Source organism: Rhizobium sp. YTU87027 (assembly GCF_050644135.1).
Lineage (GTDB): Bacteria > Pseudomonadota > Alphaproteobacteria > Rhizobiales > Rhizobiaceae > Rhizobium.
Window position 1 is genome coordinate 81,771 of sequence record NZ_CP098443.1, and the last position, 15,393, is coordinate 97,163.

The 15,393-nt window shown below is 57.0% G+C and carries 11 protein-coding genes; 6 read left to right on the forward strand and 5 right to left on the reverse strand.

The annotated features are described in order from the left end of the window. Positions 1 to 12: 12 nt before the first annotated feature. Together NBG89_RS30985 and NBG89_RS30990 are read right to left on the reverse strand one after the other, a co-directional pair. Complete coding sequence (locus NBG89_RS30985; protein ID WP_431324736.1) at positions 13 to 2,088, reverse strand: hydantoinase/oxoprolinase family protein; 2,076 nt, start codon at positions 2,086 to 2,088, stop codon at positions 13 to 15. 72 nt (positions 2,089 to 2,160) lie between these two features. Beyond that, positions 2,161 to 3,531, reverse strand: a complete 1,371-nt coding sequence (locus tag NBG89_RS30990) for an aspartate aminotransferase family protein (protein WP_431324737.1) — start codon at positions 3,529 to 3,531, stop codon at positions 2,161 to 2,163. A gap of 810 nt (positions 3,532 to 4,341) precedes the next feature. Between NBG89_RS30990 and NBG89_RS30995 the strand changes: the two genes are divergently transcribed. Then, positions 4,342 to 6,000, forward strand: coding sequence for a GMC family oxidoreductase (locus tag NBG89_RS30995; RefSeq protein WP_431324738.1), 1,659 nt, complete (start codon positions 4,342 to 4,344; stop codon positions 5,998 to 6,000). A gap of 3 nt (positions 6,001 to 6,003) precedes the next feature. Next, positions 6,004 to 6,438 carry a hypothetical protein gene (locus NBG89_RS31000; protein ID WP_431324739.1) on the forward strand — a complete coding sequence of 145 codons (435 nt, stop codon included), beginning with the start codon at positions 6,004 to 6,006 and terminating at the stop codon, positions 6,436 to 6,438. Between the two features lie 278 nt (positions 6,439 to 6,716). On the opposite strand, the gene NBG89_RS31005 is transcribed toward NBG89_RS31000, so the two are convergent. The 3 genes from NBG89_RS31005 to gloA form a co-directional block, all read right to left on the reverse strand. After that, on the reverse strand, positions 6,717 to 8,129 hold the full coding sequence (locus NBG89_RS31005) for an FAD-binding oxidoreductase (protein WP_431324740.1): 1,413 nt from the start codon (positions 8,127 to 8,129) through the stop codon (positions 6,717 to 6,719). A gap of 180 nt (positions 8,130 to 8,309) precedes the next feature. Then, the gene (locus NBG89_RS31010; RefSeq protein WP_431324741.1) at positions 8,310 to 9,263 is read right to left on the reverse strand and encodes a C-terminal binding protein; all 954 of its coding nucleotides are present in this window, start codon (positions 9,261 to 9,263) and stop codon (positions 8,310 to 8,312) included. 115 nt (positions 9,264 to 9,378) lie between these two features. Beyond that, the gene (gloA, locus tag NBG89_RS31015; RefSeq protein WP_431324742.1) at positions 9,379 to 9,789 is read right to left on the reverse strand and encodes a lactoylglutathione lyase; all 411 of its coding nucleotides are present in this window, start codon (positions 9,787 to 9,789) and stop codon (positions 9,379 to 9,381) included. Positions 9,790 to 10,561: 772 nt separating this feature from the next. Here gloA and NBG89_RS31020 point away from each other — a divergent pair. From NBG89_RS31020 to NBG89_RS31035, 4 genes are all read left to right on the forward strand, one after another. Beyond that, on the forward strand, positions 10,562 to 11,785 hold the full coding sequence (locus tag NBG89_RS31020; RefSeq protein ID WP_431324743.1) for an ABC transporter ATP-binding protein: 1,224 nt from the start codon (positions 10,562 to 10,564) through the stop codon (positions 11,783 to 11,785). A gap of 143 nt (positions 11,786 to 11,928) precedes the next feature. Then, positions 11,929 to 13,314 carry an extracellular solute-binding protein gene (locus NBG89_RS31025; protein WP_431324744.1) on the forward strand — a complete coding sequence of 462 codons (1,386 nt, stop codon included), beginning with the start codon at positions 11,929 to 11,931 and terminating at the stop codon, positions 13,312 to 13,314. Beyond that, complete coding sequence (locus NBG89_RS31030; RefSeq protein WP_431324745.1) at positions 13,311 to 14,285, forward strand: carbohydrate ABC transporter permease; 975 nt, start codon at positions 13,311 to 13,313, stop codon at positions 14,283 to 14,285. The genes NBG89_RS31025 and NBG89_RS31030 overlap by 4 nt, the downstream gene beginning before the upstream one ends. 36 nt (positions 14,286 to 14,321) lie before the next feature. Then, the gene (locus tag NBG89_RS31035; RefSeq protein WP_431324746.1) at positions 14,322 to 15,191 is read left to right on the forward strand and encodes a carbohydrate ABC transporter permease; all 870 of its coding nucleotides are present in this window, start codon (positions 14,322 to 14,324) and stop codon (positions 15,189 to 15,191) included. The last annotated feature ends 202 nt before the right edge of the window (positions 15,192 to 15,393 follow it).

Sequence of the window (15,393 nt, forward strand, 5' to 3'; positions counted from 1 at the left end):
TGCTTCGCTTGTTCATGCTGCCTCGCTCTGCAGAATGTCGACGTGATAGTTGCCTGCCTCGGTCATCGTCAGCTTGTCGCCGGCCCCGAGAATGAGCGTGGTCGTTGCTTCTTCGATAATGGCAGGTCCAGTCAGTTGCTGGCGCGGGGTCAGAGCAGTACCATCGTAAACAGGTGTTTCAACGAAGCCCAACTCCTTGTTGACCCATACCGGGCGGCGCGAAATGGCCACCGGATCGGATACCGCGGCGGGAGCAGAAGCAACTTCCAACGCATCAAGCCTGCCGATCGCTGCCAATCGCAGATTGACGATCTCAATTGCGCCTGCAGGCTGCACATAACCGAAAAGTCGCTGATAAACCTGCTCAAACGCTGCCCGTATAGTCCCCGCATCCGTCGAGGCGCATTCGACGGGTATAGTCCACTGCTGGCCAAAATAACGAAGGTCGTAGGCACGCTTCAGAAGCGCCTTGTCTCCTGTGAAGCCTTCGCGCGCAAGAACATCACTCGCTTCCGCTTGCATGTCGACAAAAGCAGCTTCCAGCAGATCCGAGCCTGAACTTTCCCGATTGTCCAGCTCCTTGAGCCAGCTTCGCACGTAGTCATGGCGAAGGTCGGAATTACACATCCCAAATGCGCAAAACACACCAGCAAGGCGCGGGATATAAAGACTTGAGCATCCGAGCAGCCTTGCAGTCGATGGACCGTGAAGGGGACCTGCTCCACCGCAGGCCACGAGCGTAAATGCCCGTGGATTGTAACCCTTTTCGAGCGAGGCCTGCTCCACCGCGTGGAGGATATTTTGCTCGACGAGCTGTATGATACCGGCCGCCGCGTCGTTGACGCTGAGGCCAAGAGGCTTTGCGACATGCGTCTCGATCGCCTCGATCGCCTTTTCGAGGTTCAAGGTGATCACTCCGCCAGCATATGGACCCGGCTTCAGTCGGCCGAGCACCAACTGCGCATCGGTCACGGTCGGCCGTGTGCCGCCGCGACCATAGCATGCCGGTCCGGGGGTGGAGCCCGCGCCTTCCGGTCCGGCCTTCAGGAGGCCGGCGCCATCCACGGACGCAATCGTACCCCCGCCTGCGCCCACCGTGTGGATATCGACGGACGGAATGTTCAAATGGTAACCGTCGACCACGATCTGGTCGGTCATTGAGACCATACCGTGTTCCATCAGCGTAACGTCGCAACTCGTTCCACCGATCTCGATCGACATCAAGTGCTCGGACCCGGTGTCCTGACCGAAAAACTTCAACGACCCGACACCGGCGGCGGGGCCCGACAGAACCAGACTGGCAGGCGCCTGACCGATCTCATCGATGGAAATCGCTCCGCCGTTCGACTGGATCATCAACAGCTTGCGCTTCAGCCCAAGCGATGAGAGCCGCTGCGAAAGGCTTTCAAGATAAGGAACAACACGGCGCGCAACATAAGCGTTGACGACGGTCGTCGACGTGCGTTCATACTCGCCGATCGTCGGAGCGATTTCGGACGAAGCGGTGACCCAGACGTTAGGAAGAAGCTTCTTCAGCTCTGCCTTGGCGGCTCTTTCGTGGACCGGATTTGCGTAGGAATGCAGGAAGCAGATGGCAACAGTTTCGACACCCTCCTCCTCGAAGACGCGCGCAGCGGCCGCAACGGAATCCGGATCGAACGGTATCCTGACCGTACCATCCTGCTCTAGTCGTTCGACGACCGGGAGGCGCAGATAGCGGGGAACCAGTACTTCCGGGAACGGCTTCCGATGGTCCCAAACATACTCACGCATGGATCTTCGGATCTCCAGTGAGTCGCGGAAGCCGTCCGTGACCAGAAGCCCGACCTTCGCGCCCTTCTTTTCAAGCAGCGTGTTCGTCGCAATGGTCGAGCCATGAACAAACAATTCAGTGTTGGAAAGGAAGGTTTCGACGTCGATTGCCAAGGCGCTGGCCGCCAGTCGAATCGCCGACAGTACGCCTTCCGTCGGGTCGGATGGAACCGATGGAGCCTTGAATGCACGCACGGCTCCTCTGGAGTCGACCATGACAAGGTCGGTAAAGGTGCCGCCGATATCTACTCCGACGCGGTAGGGTGCAATTAACATCGGCTGTCCACTCATCGTTGCTTCACCATATCTTTCCATGTTGTGTCAGAGACTCGACTGAACGCTCTGGCCTCAAACTGCCGAGCCCTGATGGGCGCCAAGCTCCCTTTCGACCACGCGCACCAGTTTGTCGGCCATCGAAAAAACCTCGACCTCCGTCATTGGGCTGGAAAGCGAGCCGGAGCAGTTGGGCGTGAGTAGGACGTTTTCGTCCACCATGGCCAATTGAATCCGACGGATGAGTTTCGCGGCCTCGGCGTTCGGAAATGCACTCCGATAGCCGGTGACCCTGCCAGATCCAATGTGGAGCCGAAACAGCGATCCCATCCCGGTGACCGTTGCGGCCACACCAGCCTCGGCAAGCCCCTTGCTGATTTTCTCGCGCAGGACGTCGCCCAGTTTGTTCAGTCGCTCCACCACCGGCCGCGAATAGTGCTCCAGAGAAGCCAGGCCCGCGGCCATGCTGAGGGGGTTGGCACTGAATGTGCCCCCCATCGACACTTTCGGCTTGCCGGCAGAATGATCGAAGACCGACATGCAATCAGCCCTTCCCGATACGGCACCGATCGGCAAACCCCCGCCAATGATCTTGGCCGTCGTGATCAGATCCGGCTCGAGACCGAAAAGAGGGGAAGCCCCTTCATAGGACAGACGGAAGCTGATCACTTCGTCGGCAATCAGAATGATACCATCGCGACGGCAAGCCTCTTGTATGACAGCAGCCGTTTCCTTGGACATCGGCACGGTGCCAGCCCGCGAGGCATGCGGATCAACGATGACTGCCGCAAGTGTAGCCCCTTCACGGCGAAGGATGTCGGCGCACCGCTGGGGATCGTCGTAAGGGAGCACCACCACCTCTTGCAAAACCGAGTCCGGCGTGCCCGCATTGCAACGGACAGATGCGGGGTTGCCGTTCTCGTCGTCCCAATTGGAAGGCGAGGGATCAAGGCTCACCTCCACCCAATCGTACGCTCCGTGATAGCAGCCTTCGAACTTGGCAATCCTGTGCCGGCCGGTCAGGCCCCGCGCGCCCTTGATTGCCGCGAGCACCGCCTCGGTTCCCGAGTTGCAAAAACGGGTCTGCTCCATCCGCGGGTTTCTGGCAGCCAGCGCCTCAGCCAGAAGGATTTCGCTCTCGGTCGGCATTCCGAACGCTGTCCCCCTGGTCATCGCGTCGCGCACGGCGTCCAGAACCGGGCCAAATGCATGGCCATGAATAAGAGAGAAGAAATTGTTCGCGCAATCAAGAAGCCGCCGCTCATCGATGTCGATCACCCAGCAACCTTCGCCACGTGCTGCATAGGGCGGATGCGGCTGGAACCACGATGCAGCGCGCATCGAGCCTCCCGGAACCACTTTCCGCTCTCGCAGGAATGCGGCTTCGGAGCGCTTACCGATGGCGGAGGCTGCTTCTCCGCTGTTATGTCCTAAGCTGAGTTTCATTTTGTGCTCCATCCACTCTTGAGTGAGCGCAATAAACACCATGATCCAACAACGTGTCAACAGGATCATGTGATCCAAACCTATTGCCATGCTTAGCGCGAGAGCTATTCATCCCAGTTGCTGGAATGACCGAAGCGGTGCAGGCCTCCCGCGCATCCGGTTGCGCATATCCGAGGCGAATTATGCAAGAGGACGCAAAGCCACCCTCGATCGACTAGACTTGGCGCGATTGACGCTTGGCGCGTTGCTCTTACGCCCCCTGCCCGATCTGACGTTAGGCTGCTTATCCGCCGCTGCCTGCGGCGGCTCCCCGTGAACCAATCACGCTCTAAGGTCTGTCGCGGAAAGATGGGAAATTTCAAATTGGATCACTTGATCCGCTTGACATCAATCTGGATCATGATGTTGACTGCGACTGACCAAGTTCGAACAGTGGATATGATGCGGGCAACTTACAGTCCACCGCAAAACAATTGCCCATTGAGTGCGCAAGAGGAGGACCGACTATGAGACTGCGATACAAGGAGGCTTCTTCGCTGCCGACGGGCAATACCGCTCCGAGGTACGAGGAGGCGGAAAAGTTGCCGTGATCGTGGGTTTCAGTTCTCCGCTAAACAACAGGATTTGCAGCGCATCTGCTGCCAGGGCGTAAAAAGGTCGCGAAAGGCAATTCCGTCGACTTGTTGACGCCGCCGCGCTGCGACCTGCCGATTTGCATCACGTTCAAATCGGCGTCTCGACGGCAAGTGCGAAGAGATGACACGCGGCGCCGCCCCAGAGACATTGCGTGAAATTTGAGGAGCGAGTTAGATGACCAATGAAAGCCGAACAACTGTTTATGACGTTGTGATTGTCGGCGCGGGACCGTCCGGGGCGGTGGCCGCAAAACGCCTGGCAGAGGAAGGAATGTCCGTCATCTGTCTTGAGCAAGGCGGGTACCCTGACTACACGAAGCTTCGACACTCCGGCCTCGAGTTCGAACTGACGAAGCAACAGCATTTTGCTACGAACCCAAACCGTCGCAAGGCGCCAGCAGACTATCCGATTGATGTCAGTGATACGGATATCGAGCCATTGATGTGGAACGGCGTCGGTGGGAGTTCGGTGCTGTATGCGGCTGCCTGGCATCGGCTCAAGCCAAGCGATTTCCGCGTGCGGACGGTTGACGGGATCGCCGACGACTGGCCTCTTAGCTACGCGGAACTCGAACCCTTCTATGCCCGGGTCGAGAATGATTTCGCGGTTTCCGGTGTCGGCGGAGATCCAGCCTATCCGCCAGGCTTCGACATCCCGCTGCCACCGTTTCCCATGGGCGCGATGGAACGGAAATTCTCCGCGGCACATGATCGTCTCGGTTGGCACTGGTGGCCAGGCAGTAATTCGATTGCGACCGTAAAGCACAACGGGTTGCTGCCTTGCGTGCGGCGTGGTGCATGTACGTGGGGTTGCTTCGATGGCGCCAAGGCCTCCGTCGACCGCACCCATTGGCCAACCTGCATCAAGCTTGGTGTAAAACTTGTCCAGAACGCCCGCGTATTGCGCGTGGAAACCGGGTCCGACGGTCTCGCCACCGGCGTTACCTATGTGAATCGGGAAACCGGGACCACGCATTTTCAGCCGGGTCGCACGGTCATCGTTTCGGCCAACGGCATAGGCACGCCCAGGCTACTCCTGAATTCCGCTTCAAACGACCATCCGAACGGATTGGCAAATTCCTCTGGCCTTGTGGGCAAGCGCTTGATGATGCACCCCTATGGGACCGTAAGCGGCCTGTTCGACGATTTCTTCGAAAATTGGCAAGGACCCTATGGCCAGCGCGCCTATTCTCTGGAATTCGCGGAGACTCGCAAGGATACGAATTTCTATCGAGGAGCAAAATGGCAACTCATGGGAATGGGTGGCCCGCTTGCATCGGTGGGCACCTGGCCGTGGGGCAGCAACGGTGACGTCTGGGGCGAAAACTTCCACGCAACAGTGCAAAAGCGATTTGGCCGTTCAGCCTATTGGGGGATAATGGCCGAGGATCTGCCGAGTGAGGAGAACATGGTTGCCCTCGACCCTGATGCGACCGATGCCCAGGGTATGCCCGCTGTGAAGGTGACATACAAGGCATCACAAAACACCATGGATCTCTTGGAATTCAATCTGTCGCGCGCTGCAGAGTCCATGAAGGAAGCAGGCGCATATGAAATCTCGGGTACGCCGCTGATGCGTGAAACCGGTTGGCACATACTTGGAACAGTCCGTATGGGCAATGACCCCCGCACTTCGGTTGTCGACTCTTATGGCAGATCGCACGACGTGCCCAACCTCTTCGTCATGGACGGAAGCGTCATGCCGACTTCGGGTGCGGTCAATCCTACTGGCACCGTCACCGCGCTGGCGCTGCGAAATTCCGAATCCATCATTGAAAACAGGCGCTCTCAGCCAGTCAGCCGATCTGCTGAAGCGCGAAAGGCTGGACTCTAAGTCATGACCCACACCATCGATGACTTTCAAACCAGGATCGCATGGGTCGCCGATGCCCTGATCCCGTCAGACGCAAGATTTGAGATGCCCTCTGCCATGGACGCCGGCATGCTGGAACGTCTGTTGCCCCGTGCATTGAAGGAACGCGACGATATGGCGCCGTCGTTCTTCAAGGCGTTGTCCCGGCTCCCTGAGGCCCGTCCAGATGATCCTTTGGACGCAATCCGTGCTCTTGGTGCCGACGACTTCTATGTAATTTCCTTCCTGATAGCCGGCGCCTATTTTCTGGACGAGGCGGTCACCAAAAGATTGCGCTATCCGGGGCAGGAAGCTCTCTACGAGACACCGGATTATGATGAGATCATGGAGGCAATCGAGCGGGTGCAGTCGAGAGGACAGGTCTACCTGGACGTTCCAGATGGGTTGGAGTCGCTCTAGGTTTAGGCGACAGAAAACGTGAGCCCCCGCTAGCCACGGCGGGGCAAACCTTCTGAAATACGTCTGCGCGCTTTCAGTGTTTGTCATTTCAGGGAGCTTCGCGTTTACGAGGAAGCGACACCCTGAGGGGCAAGCTCGGTCGCGGATCGCAGCTCGTCGGCTAAGACGTTCGACAAACCCTGCGCCAGTGATATCGCTACCGTTCTTTTAGGGGCGAATGGAGACAATGGGAGTCAATCGCTCATGTCGCGCGTCAAGTTCCTCCCCGCTCATGACTTTTAGCAAGGAATTACCTTGCCGGGGTTGAGCAATCCTTCCGGGTCAATTGCTGCCTTTATCCGGTTCATTAGGTCGACTTTCCCTTCGGCGCCATAGCGACGAAGCAAGTCAAGCTTGACGCGCCCTATCCCATATTCAGCGCTGAACGTCCCTCCCATTTCGAAGGCCAGCTGGTAGATTTCGGGAGAAATGTCCTTTTCCACACGACGTTTGAAAGTTGCCGTGTCGGTCCCGTCAGGGGCGACAATGTTGAAGTGGACGTTGCCATCGCCGACATGACCGTAGACCGAAAGAATGGCATCACTCCGATGCCTACGAACAAGCTGGCACGCCGCTGCGATAAAGCTGGAAAGGCGGGAAGTTCGCACCGCAACATCATGCTTGATCGATCCGCCATGGTGCACCTCGGCCTCCGGAATGCTTTCGCGCAAATGCCACAGGTCCGCCCGTTGCTGCTCGCTTGCGGCTATTGTGCCATCGCTGATCAATTCGGACTCGTAGAGTTCGGCAAGAAGCGCGCTCATACATTCCTGGAGGTTCAAAACCGGAGAGGCAGTTGCGGCCTCCATAATAACATAGTGTTCGCTTTCCTGCTCCAGCGGATGCCGAAGGTGGCCCTTTGCACTGAGGAGCAGATCCAAGGACGCGCGCGAAATATATTCGAATGATGTAATCGCCTCGCCACTTTGTATCTGGGCGACATCCAGGATCGTGGCAAGCGAAATTATGTCGCGTACGGCTAGAAAGGCTGTAATCGTCTGGCGCGGTTGTCTTGCCAACTTGAGGGATACTCCGGTGATAACCCCCAGTGTTCCTTCCGCCCCAATGAAAAGCTGTTTCACGTCATAGCCGGAATTGTTTTTCCGCAGCGGGTTCAATTCGCTAAATAGCGAGCCATCCGGCAATACGGCTTCAAGCCCCAGCACCAAATCGCGCGTCATGCCGTAGCGGACGACATTGATGCCGCCGGCATTGGTCGAGAGGTTTCCGCCAATGCGACAGGAATGTTGTGAGCCGAGAGCAAGCGGCAACATCAGACCCGCATCGGCGGCAACCGTTTGCAAATCGCTGAGTATCATGCCCGCGTCTGCGGTGAGGGAGAGATTTTCAGCGTCAAGGTCGCGGAGCCTGTTCATTCTCTCCAGGCTGATGAGCAATTCCTGCCCGTCGGCGCTTGGCGTGGCCGCCGCGCAATAACTCGTATTGCCGCCCTGGGGAACGAGACCAACATTGTATTTTGCGCACGCACGGACAATCGTCTGAACTTCAGCCGTATTGCGTGGACGCAACAGGGCGGTCGTCGCTCCGACGTACTGACGACGAAAATCTGTGACGTAGGAAGATATGATATCCTGATCTCTCGTCACCACCTCCGCCGGCAGATCCAAAAGCACGCTGTCGATCGATTGCATCGCCCAATGTTCCGTATGTCGAAGGCAGGCCTTTCGCCTTGTTTACCAGCCGCATGCCTGAGAAGAGCGAAAGCCGTGACATGCGCAATATGGCCGCCACCTGTGGCGGCCGTAGCTTTTGTCTACTGCCCCGATCCTTGGCGCTTGATCCAAGATCCCTTCTCAGGATTGGCGAGCACTTTACCGGGTCACGAGATCCGGAAGGGGTTCTCCCTGCAGCGCGCGCCGCGCCCTTTCGACGGCTTGTTCCTGCAATGCATCCAATGAAGTGTTGGAGCGCCAGGCAACGTGAGGCGTGAACACCGTATTTGGCGCGTCGCGCAGGGGGTGCCCAGCGGGCAACGGCTCCTGGGCAAACGTGTCGAGCCCTGCCCCTGCAATGCTTCCCGCGCGAAGGGCAGCAGCGAGCGCTTCCTCATCGATCAGCCCACCACGCGAGACGTTAATGATCACCGCGTTGCGGCGCATTCGCTCCAGTACCTCTGCCGAAATGAGGTGACGGGTTTCCTCAGTGAGAGGCAAGTGAAGAGAGACGACATCCGACGTCTCCAACACCTGCTTCAGGGTTGCTGCGGGGACCTCTGAAAAAGTTGACATCGGGTCAAAGGCATGGACTCTCGCGCCGATAGCGGCCCACCATTTCGCGACCAGCCGTCCGATGCGGCCCATTCCGACCACGCCCACCTGCAGGTTGGACAGTTTAGGCGTATCGAGACCAACCACGCCCGCCCACTCGCCCGCGCGGATGGCTGCCTGCCCCTGGGGAATGCGCCGTGCCAGATTCAACCCCATCGCCAAGGCATGCGAGGCCACTTCTTCGGATGCCGTATCGGGAACAATGGTCACCGGTACGCCCACTTCGTTGGCAGCCGCGACATCAATGTTGTCGTAACCGACGCCATAGCGCACGACCGCCTTGCAGCGGCGCAACATCCCAAATTCTTCCGCCGTCATCTTGGCGTAGGGCGTCACCATCACGACCTCCGCTTCAGCCATGCGGCTGCGGAATGACGCCTGATCTTCGGCCACCACGATCTCTCTGCCGAAGCGTTCGGCCAACGCACGTTCCCTGTTCACGTTCGGGAAGCGGTGGGGAGCGACCAGGATAATCCCCGTCTCGGTTGCCATAGTCATCTTTTCGGTTCTCCGCATTTGACATAAATTCGATGGCTGCGATCGGCTACGTTTCGCGATCGATGTCGGGCGCTCGCATCACGATCGCCGGGAACTCGCAGTTCTTGCACGAACCTCAGCTCATTGTGTCGAAGTCAATCAGTTCGATCTTGTAGCCGTCGGGATCCTCGACAAAGGCAATCACGGTCGTACCGTGCTTCATCGGCCCTGCGGGTCGTGGAATCCGAGCTCCGTTCGCCGCCAGCTCATCGCAGATGTCGTAGATATTCCTGACGCCGAGTGCGATGTGTCCATAGCCGGTGCCAAGATCATAGGCGGCTTCTTGATCCCAGTTGTGGGTCAGCTCGATGACAGCGTGGGATTCTTCCGGACCATAGCCCACGAAAGCGAGCGTGAACTTGCCTTCGGGGTAGTCCAACTTGCGCAGCAAATTCATTCCGAGGAGACGCGTATAAAAATCGATCGACCTGTCGAGGTCCTTCACGCGCACCATTGTGTGCATTACCCGAAACTTGGGCTCACTCATCCGTCTTTCCCTCTCGATTGTCTGTCTCGTAGCCGAGCGCCGGATGGGCTACTTCGGCTTGCCGGCAAAAAGGCCCGCGTCCAACGCCCGCCTGGGTGGCACGTTGCACCGCAGCGTGGGCGCGCTGGTCGTTTCTATCTAAATGGCACCTGGCCCGATGACATCAGTGATCCACCATTCTTCGCATGTGGCAGGTCTGCCCGGAACAAGGTGGCCGAGCATCGAGCGAGTTGCCTAGCGCCTTCGACACTGCACCTGCTCCGAAACCCAACTTCCGTGCATGCAAACCAATCCTTGGTCTCAATGAACACTATGATCCAAATGCATGTCAATAGGATCATGTGATCCAGATTCGTTTTTCTTTCGTTGCCCACTCGATGCACGTGGAATGAGGCGCGCCTCGTTGCAAAGTCCCGCGCCTTGTAGGGCAGCGTCATGAAAGGCGAAACATCCGGACATTATTGCCGTCGGAAATGGTGATGGGCATCCGATTCTTTGGCGGCTTGCTCCTAATGGCGTCCACGTAACGCATGATGGGGGTACACCCAGAGGAGCCATTCCACAGGGCGATCAACGCGCATAGCAGCAGCGGGAACGTAGGCGCTTTTCTCCCAGCTGTGGAACGGCTTCGTCGCCCCGAGGAGGCGGCCACACGCACATGGATACAAAAAAATAAGCAAATTGGATCACATGATCCACTTGACATAAATCTGGATCATAGTGTTCACTACCCTCAATAATAAAGGGGATCGAGGGCGAGAGCAGCTGGGTCTTGCGCCTTGAAGCGATTTTGCTGGGTCCATATCCGCAAGCGCTCTGGAGGCAAATTTGCCTGTTGGCTCAATCGGTTTCATCAGCAAGACGACCCTCTGAAGGAGAGCTTATGACTTCCGTCACTTTCGCAAATGTCTGGAAGCAATTTGGTACCCACACGGCTATCGAAGACCTCAATCTTGAAATCAAAGATGGTGAGTTCATGGTGTTCGTCGGCCCTTCCGGATGCGGGAAGACGACCACTCTTCGGATGCTTGCGGGCCTGGAAACCCCGACATATGGAAAAATTCTGCTTGGGGACGAAGATGTCACGCTGACGCAGCCGGGGCGCCGGAACATCTCGATGGTTTTCCAAAGCTATGCGCTCTACCCGCACATGACGGTCCGTCAGAATCTGGCATTTGGGCCGGAAATCCGACACGAAGATAAATCCGACATTGCCGCCGGTATCAACCGGGTCGCCAACCTTGTAGGGCTTCAGGAGCTGTTGAACCGCTTTCCAAGCGAGCTTTCGGGTGGGCAGCGCCAGCGAGTGGCTCTCGCGCGTTCGATGATCCGTCGCCCGCGCATTTTCCTTCTCGATGAGCCTTTATCTAACCTGGACGCGAGCCTGCGAACCCATATGCGCACCGAGATCGCCGAATTGCAGCGCCAACTGGGTGTCACCGCCGTCTACGTCACACATGACCAAGTCGAAGCAATGACGATGGGGCACAGGATTGCGGTGTTTGATCACGGCCGCATTCTGCAGGTTGCAACGCCTGCGGAACTTTATCGAGCGCCGGCCAACAAGACTGTCGGCATGTTCATCGGCTCCCCCCGAATGAATATCCTACCTGCGAAGGTCAGCCTTGACGCCGATGCAGTGACAGTTCGCTGCTTTGGCACGACCTTCTCTGTGGAGGGACGTCACTTCGCCAGAGATCGTCTTTCGGACAAGATCGAACTGGGCATCAGGCCAGATGAGATTCAATGGGTGAAGGATGCTCCTTCAAGATGCACCGAAAAAATCACGGGCACGGTGACGTCACTTGAGACGACGGGATCTGACACCTTCGTCTTGGTTGATGTCGAGGGAACGGACGTGAATTGCAAATTTCCGAGCTTTGCTCCTGTGAAGCGCGGAGACACGGTCGATTTGGTCTTTGATCCTGCAGATCTGCATTTCTTTGATGCAGAGACTGGAGCGAGCCTGAAGGCCACGTTGGCTAACTATAACTGACTGGAACGCATGCAAAACTGGGAGAAAAGCCAATGTCGACATATGGAATGGGATACGCATACTCTAAGAAGCAGGATCGAGAATTTGATGTCCGTCTGACGGGAAATAGCGACCGCAGTTCACCACGAGTGCGTCAGGATGACGTGACACTCGTTAGAACCGCTAATCGGGCTTTCCGCAATTATGCCTTGGCAGGATTGCTGGCAGCAACCGCTCTTTCAATCGCATCTGTGAACTCCGCCCAAGCCGCAAATGTGAAGGTTGCCTTCAGTCTCAACTGGACGTTTGCCGATCCCAAACTTGCGCAAAAATGGTTCGCCGGCGTCAAAACTCAGTTCGAGGCCAAGCATCCTGGGGATACTATGGAATTGATACCGATCCCCGGTACGTATGATGACTTCATCACCAAACTCAGCCTCCTTTACAATTCGCCCGATACCAAGCCGGATATCGTCCAGTATTTCGACATCAACGTCGGTCAATTTGCAGGCAGCGATCACCTCGCGCCGCTCGACGAGAAGGTCGCCGACGCATCATGGTGGAAGGATACTCCGGATGCTGTGAAGGACTCGGGAAAATACGAGGGCCAAGTTTACTCGGTTGCGCAGGGGATCAATACCTACGGTATTCTTTTTGACCGTACCCTTACCGAAAAGGCTGGACTGCCGAAGGATTGGAACCCGAAAAACTGGAACGAAATTCTCGACGCGGCGCGGGCGATCAAGAAAACCTCACCCGATGCTTCGCCGCTTTATGTCATAACAGGCACGGCGCAAGGCACCTTCGGCGTGGTGGCAGGGCCTGGCCTCTTGCTGTCTGCATCCAGCACGCCGACCATTTATGACACAGCAACGAAGAAATGGGTGGTCGATAGCAAGGGTATCAGGGAGGTTCTCAACTTCTACAAGACCGCAGCGGCCGAAGATCTCCTCGCGCCCACTTCGCAGATCATGGACCCCAACGGCGCGACCCATCCTGCCGAGGCTCTGCATAGTCATAAATTCGGCATCACGTTCACGGGAAATTGGATCCCGGTCTTCTGGGGCAAGGACATCTGCGCTCCCTGTTGGGATGATAAGGAGGAAACGATCGGCTTTGCGCAAGTGCCGACTTCTCAAGGCCAGGCTCCCGGAACGGGGGCGAGCTTTAACGGGGTTGTGCTATCGATGTCGAAGGACCCGTCCAATGCCGATCTGGCTTGGTCGGCAATTGATATCATGCAGGGACGGCAAAATCTGCTGGACATTGCTGCGTGGGTAGCGGTCGCCCCGCCCACTGCTTCATTGAAGACAGACCCAAGCTATATTTCTCTTAGCCGAGCGCCTTTCCAAGAGGTCTTCGCCAACCTGGGGGCAACGTCGAGAAGCATGCCGTCACAGGCCGAGTTTCCGATCTGGGGCAACGCATTCCAGCAAGCTACTCAAGCCATGGTGCTGAAGCCCGACACGACGATCGATGATGGTGTCAAGATTCTGCAATCCTACATGGCGACGCAGGTCGGCGAAGAGAATCTGGAGACCTTGCCGTGAATTCCAAGCGCTTGATGATGGCCACCCAGGGGGCGGTTGCTACCGCCCCCCAGGACCGAGGCGATCGGAGCGTCCAGGCGCACACACGTGTGCGCCTGGACCGGCCTCGCGTGCACCCGATCAGCTTTGTTTTGCTCGCGCCCGCTGCGCTACTGCTTTGTACTCTTTTCTTGGGGCCGGTGGTGTACGCAATCTACCTTGGGTTCACCAACCTGCAACTCATAGGCATCCACGCAGTCAACTACCGTTTTACCGGGCTTAGCAATGTCGCGTTTCTTCTGAGCGATGCGGTCTTTTATAGATCTCTGTGGCTCACGGTCATCTTCGTTGTCGGCTCCGGCGCAATCGCAACGACCTTACTTGGGCTTATCTTGGCTCTGGCGCTGCAGAACTGCATGGCACCGATCAGATGGATCACGAGCGCCGCGGCCATCCTCGCCTGGACGCTGCCTCCGACAACAATTGCCTTTCTCTGGATGGCGACCAGCACGCAGTCGGGCCTCATTGCGATGCTGGCCGGCAATATGCGCCTGGACCTGCTATACAAGTACTCGATGTTGGTGGTTTCCACTGCCAACGCCTGGTCATTGGCCGGCCTCGCGATGACCATGTTTTCTGCTGCACTTCGCAACATACCCGGCGACCTGATGGAAGCCGCCCAACTGGAGGGTGCCTCGCCAGTCCAGTCTTTGATGCGGATAACTTTGCCGATGCTGAAGCCGACCATCGTTACCTGTGCTCTGCTGATGATGTTGATGACGTTTGGCAATTTCACCTTGATATATCTGATGACAGGCGGAGGACCGGGCAACGACACCAACATACTACCCGTGTATACCTACCTGCAGGGTTTCAAATTCCACAATCTCGGCTACGCCGCTCTCCTGGGCAATGTCATGGTACTCCTGTCGGCGTTCCTCGGCGGTCTGTTCGTTTGGGCAACCAAGACTCGTCGCCAGGTACTCCAATAAATGCCTGTCGATTCTCCAGGGAAAAAGGGAACTGTAATGCAGACAACCTTAGTCGAGCGCACTTCAAACCCACCACCAGGGCAGAAGGCTAACAGACCGAACAAGATTACGGCAGATCGCGTTGTCAGCAATTCCACCGCACTGGTGCTGGCGGTGTTCTTCGTGTTGCCCATGCTGTGGATGGTGCTCGCTTCAGTCGATCATGGTGCGACGAACCAGCTAAGGGCCCCGGACTTGACGGCGGAGCACTACTGGGTTGCTATCCAAGCCGACAATCTTGCTGCGCTCGGAAATAGCCTACTCATATCGACAGTCGCCACCGTGGTTGGTACGGCAGCCGCGTTCATCGCCGCTTATGTATTTTCGAAGCACACCATTCCGTTCAAAAATCCACTCCTGCTGACCGTACTGTTCCTCTCCGGCGTACCGATCTCGATTTTGATCGTGCCCGTCTACAAAATGTTCTCAACGTTAGGATGGCTGTCCATTATCCCAACGGGGATCTTGCTCGGAGTAACCGCTATTCCGTTCCAAATTTACCAGTTGAAGAACTTTGTGGACGCGGTGCCGCCAGAGCTTGAGGAGGCAGCCGCGCTTGAGCAAGCCAGCACACTTCAGATACTGTTTCGTGTAATACTGCCCCTGACCAAACCAGGTCTCGCTTCTTCTGCGATTTTCGGTTTCGTTAACGCATGGGGAAACTTTCTGATGCCAGTGGTTCTCATCAACAAACTGGCTGATCAACCAGCACCAGTGCACCTCTTCGGATTCATGGGCTCAAACTCGATCGACTATGGTGCCATAGCCGCCTATTCCATTGTCTACTCTTTCCCGATCATCATCCTGTTTCTGGCAATGTCTCGCCAATTCAAAGCAGGCTTCTCTCTAGGAGGCGCAGTAAAATAGCCGCGCTTCACGACTCTCAACTCACGAGACAGAAATTGCCCGAGCCTATGTCGTTGCGGCTGGAGTCCACAGGACCCCGGCGGGCCAAGTTCAGCACGAACGAATTCCGTGCAGATCAGGGCTGATCTTGATGAAACTCGGCATTTACCTGCACGGCGATTTCGCGGGCGAAATCCGCATGGTTGCTTGCCACACAGCTGTG

What these genes read in the sequence shown, in the direction of transcription:
- NBG89_RS30995 (WP_431324738.1), top strand. Translation starts at nt 4,342, where the DNA reads ATGACCAATGAAAGCCGAACAACTGTTTATGACGTTGTGATTGTCGGC.
- NBG89_RS30985 (WP_431324736.1), bottom strand. Translation starts at nt 2,088, where the DNA reads ATGTTAATTGCACCCTACCGCGTCGGAGTAGATATCGGCGGCACCTTT.
- NBG89_RS31005 (WP_431324740.1), bottom strand. Translation starts at nt 8,129, where the DNA reads ATGCAATCGATCGACAGCGTGCTTTTGGATCTGCCGGCGGAGGTGGTG.
- NBG89_RS30990 (WP_431324737.1), bottom strand. Translation starts at nt 3,531, where the DNA reads ATGAAACTCAGCTTAGGACATAACAGCGGAGAAGCAGCCTCCGCCATC.
- NBG89_RS31035 (WP_431324746.1), top strand. Translation starts at nt 14,322, where the DNA reads ATGCAGACAACCTTAGTCGAGCGCACTTCAAACCCACCACCAGGGCAG.
- NBG89_RS31000 (WP_431324739.1), top strand. Translation starts at nt 6,004, where the DNA reads ATGACCCACACCATCGATGACTTTCAAACCAGGATCGCATGGGTCGCC.
- NBG89_RS31010 (WP_431324741.1), bottom strand. Translation starts at nt 9,263, where the DNA reads ATGACTATGGCAACCGAGACGGGGATTATCCTGGTCGCTCCCCACCGC.
- gloA (WP_431324742.1), bottom strand. Translation starts at nt 9,789, where the DNA reads ATGAGTGAGCCCAAGTTTCGGGTAATGCACACAATGGTGCGCGTGAAG.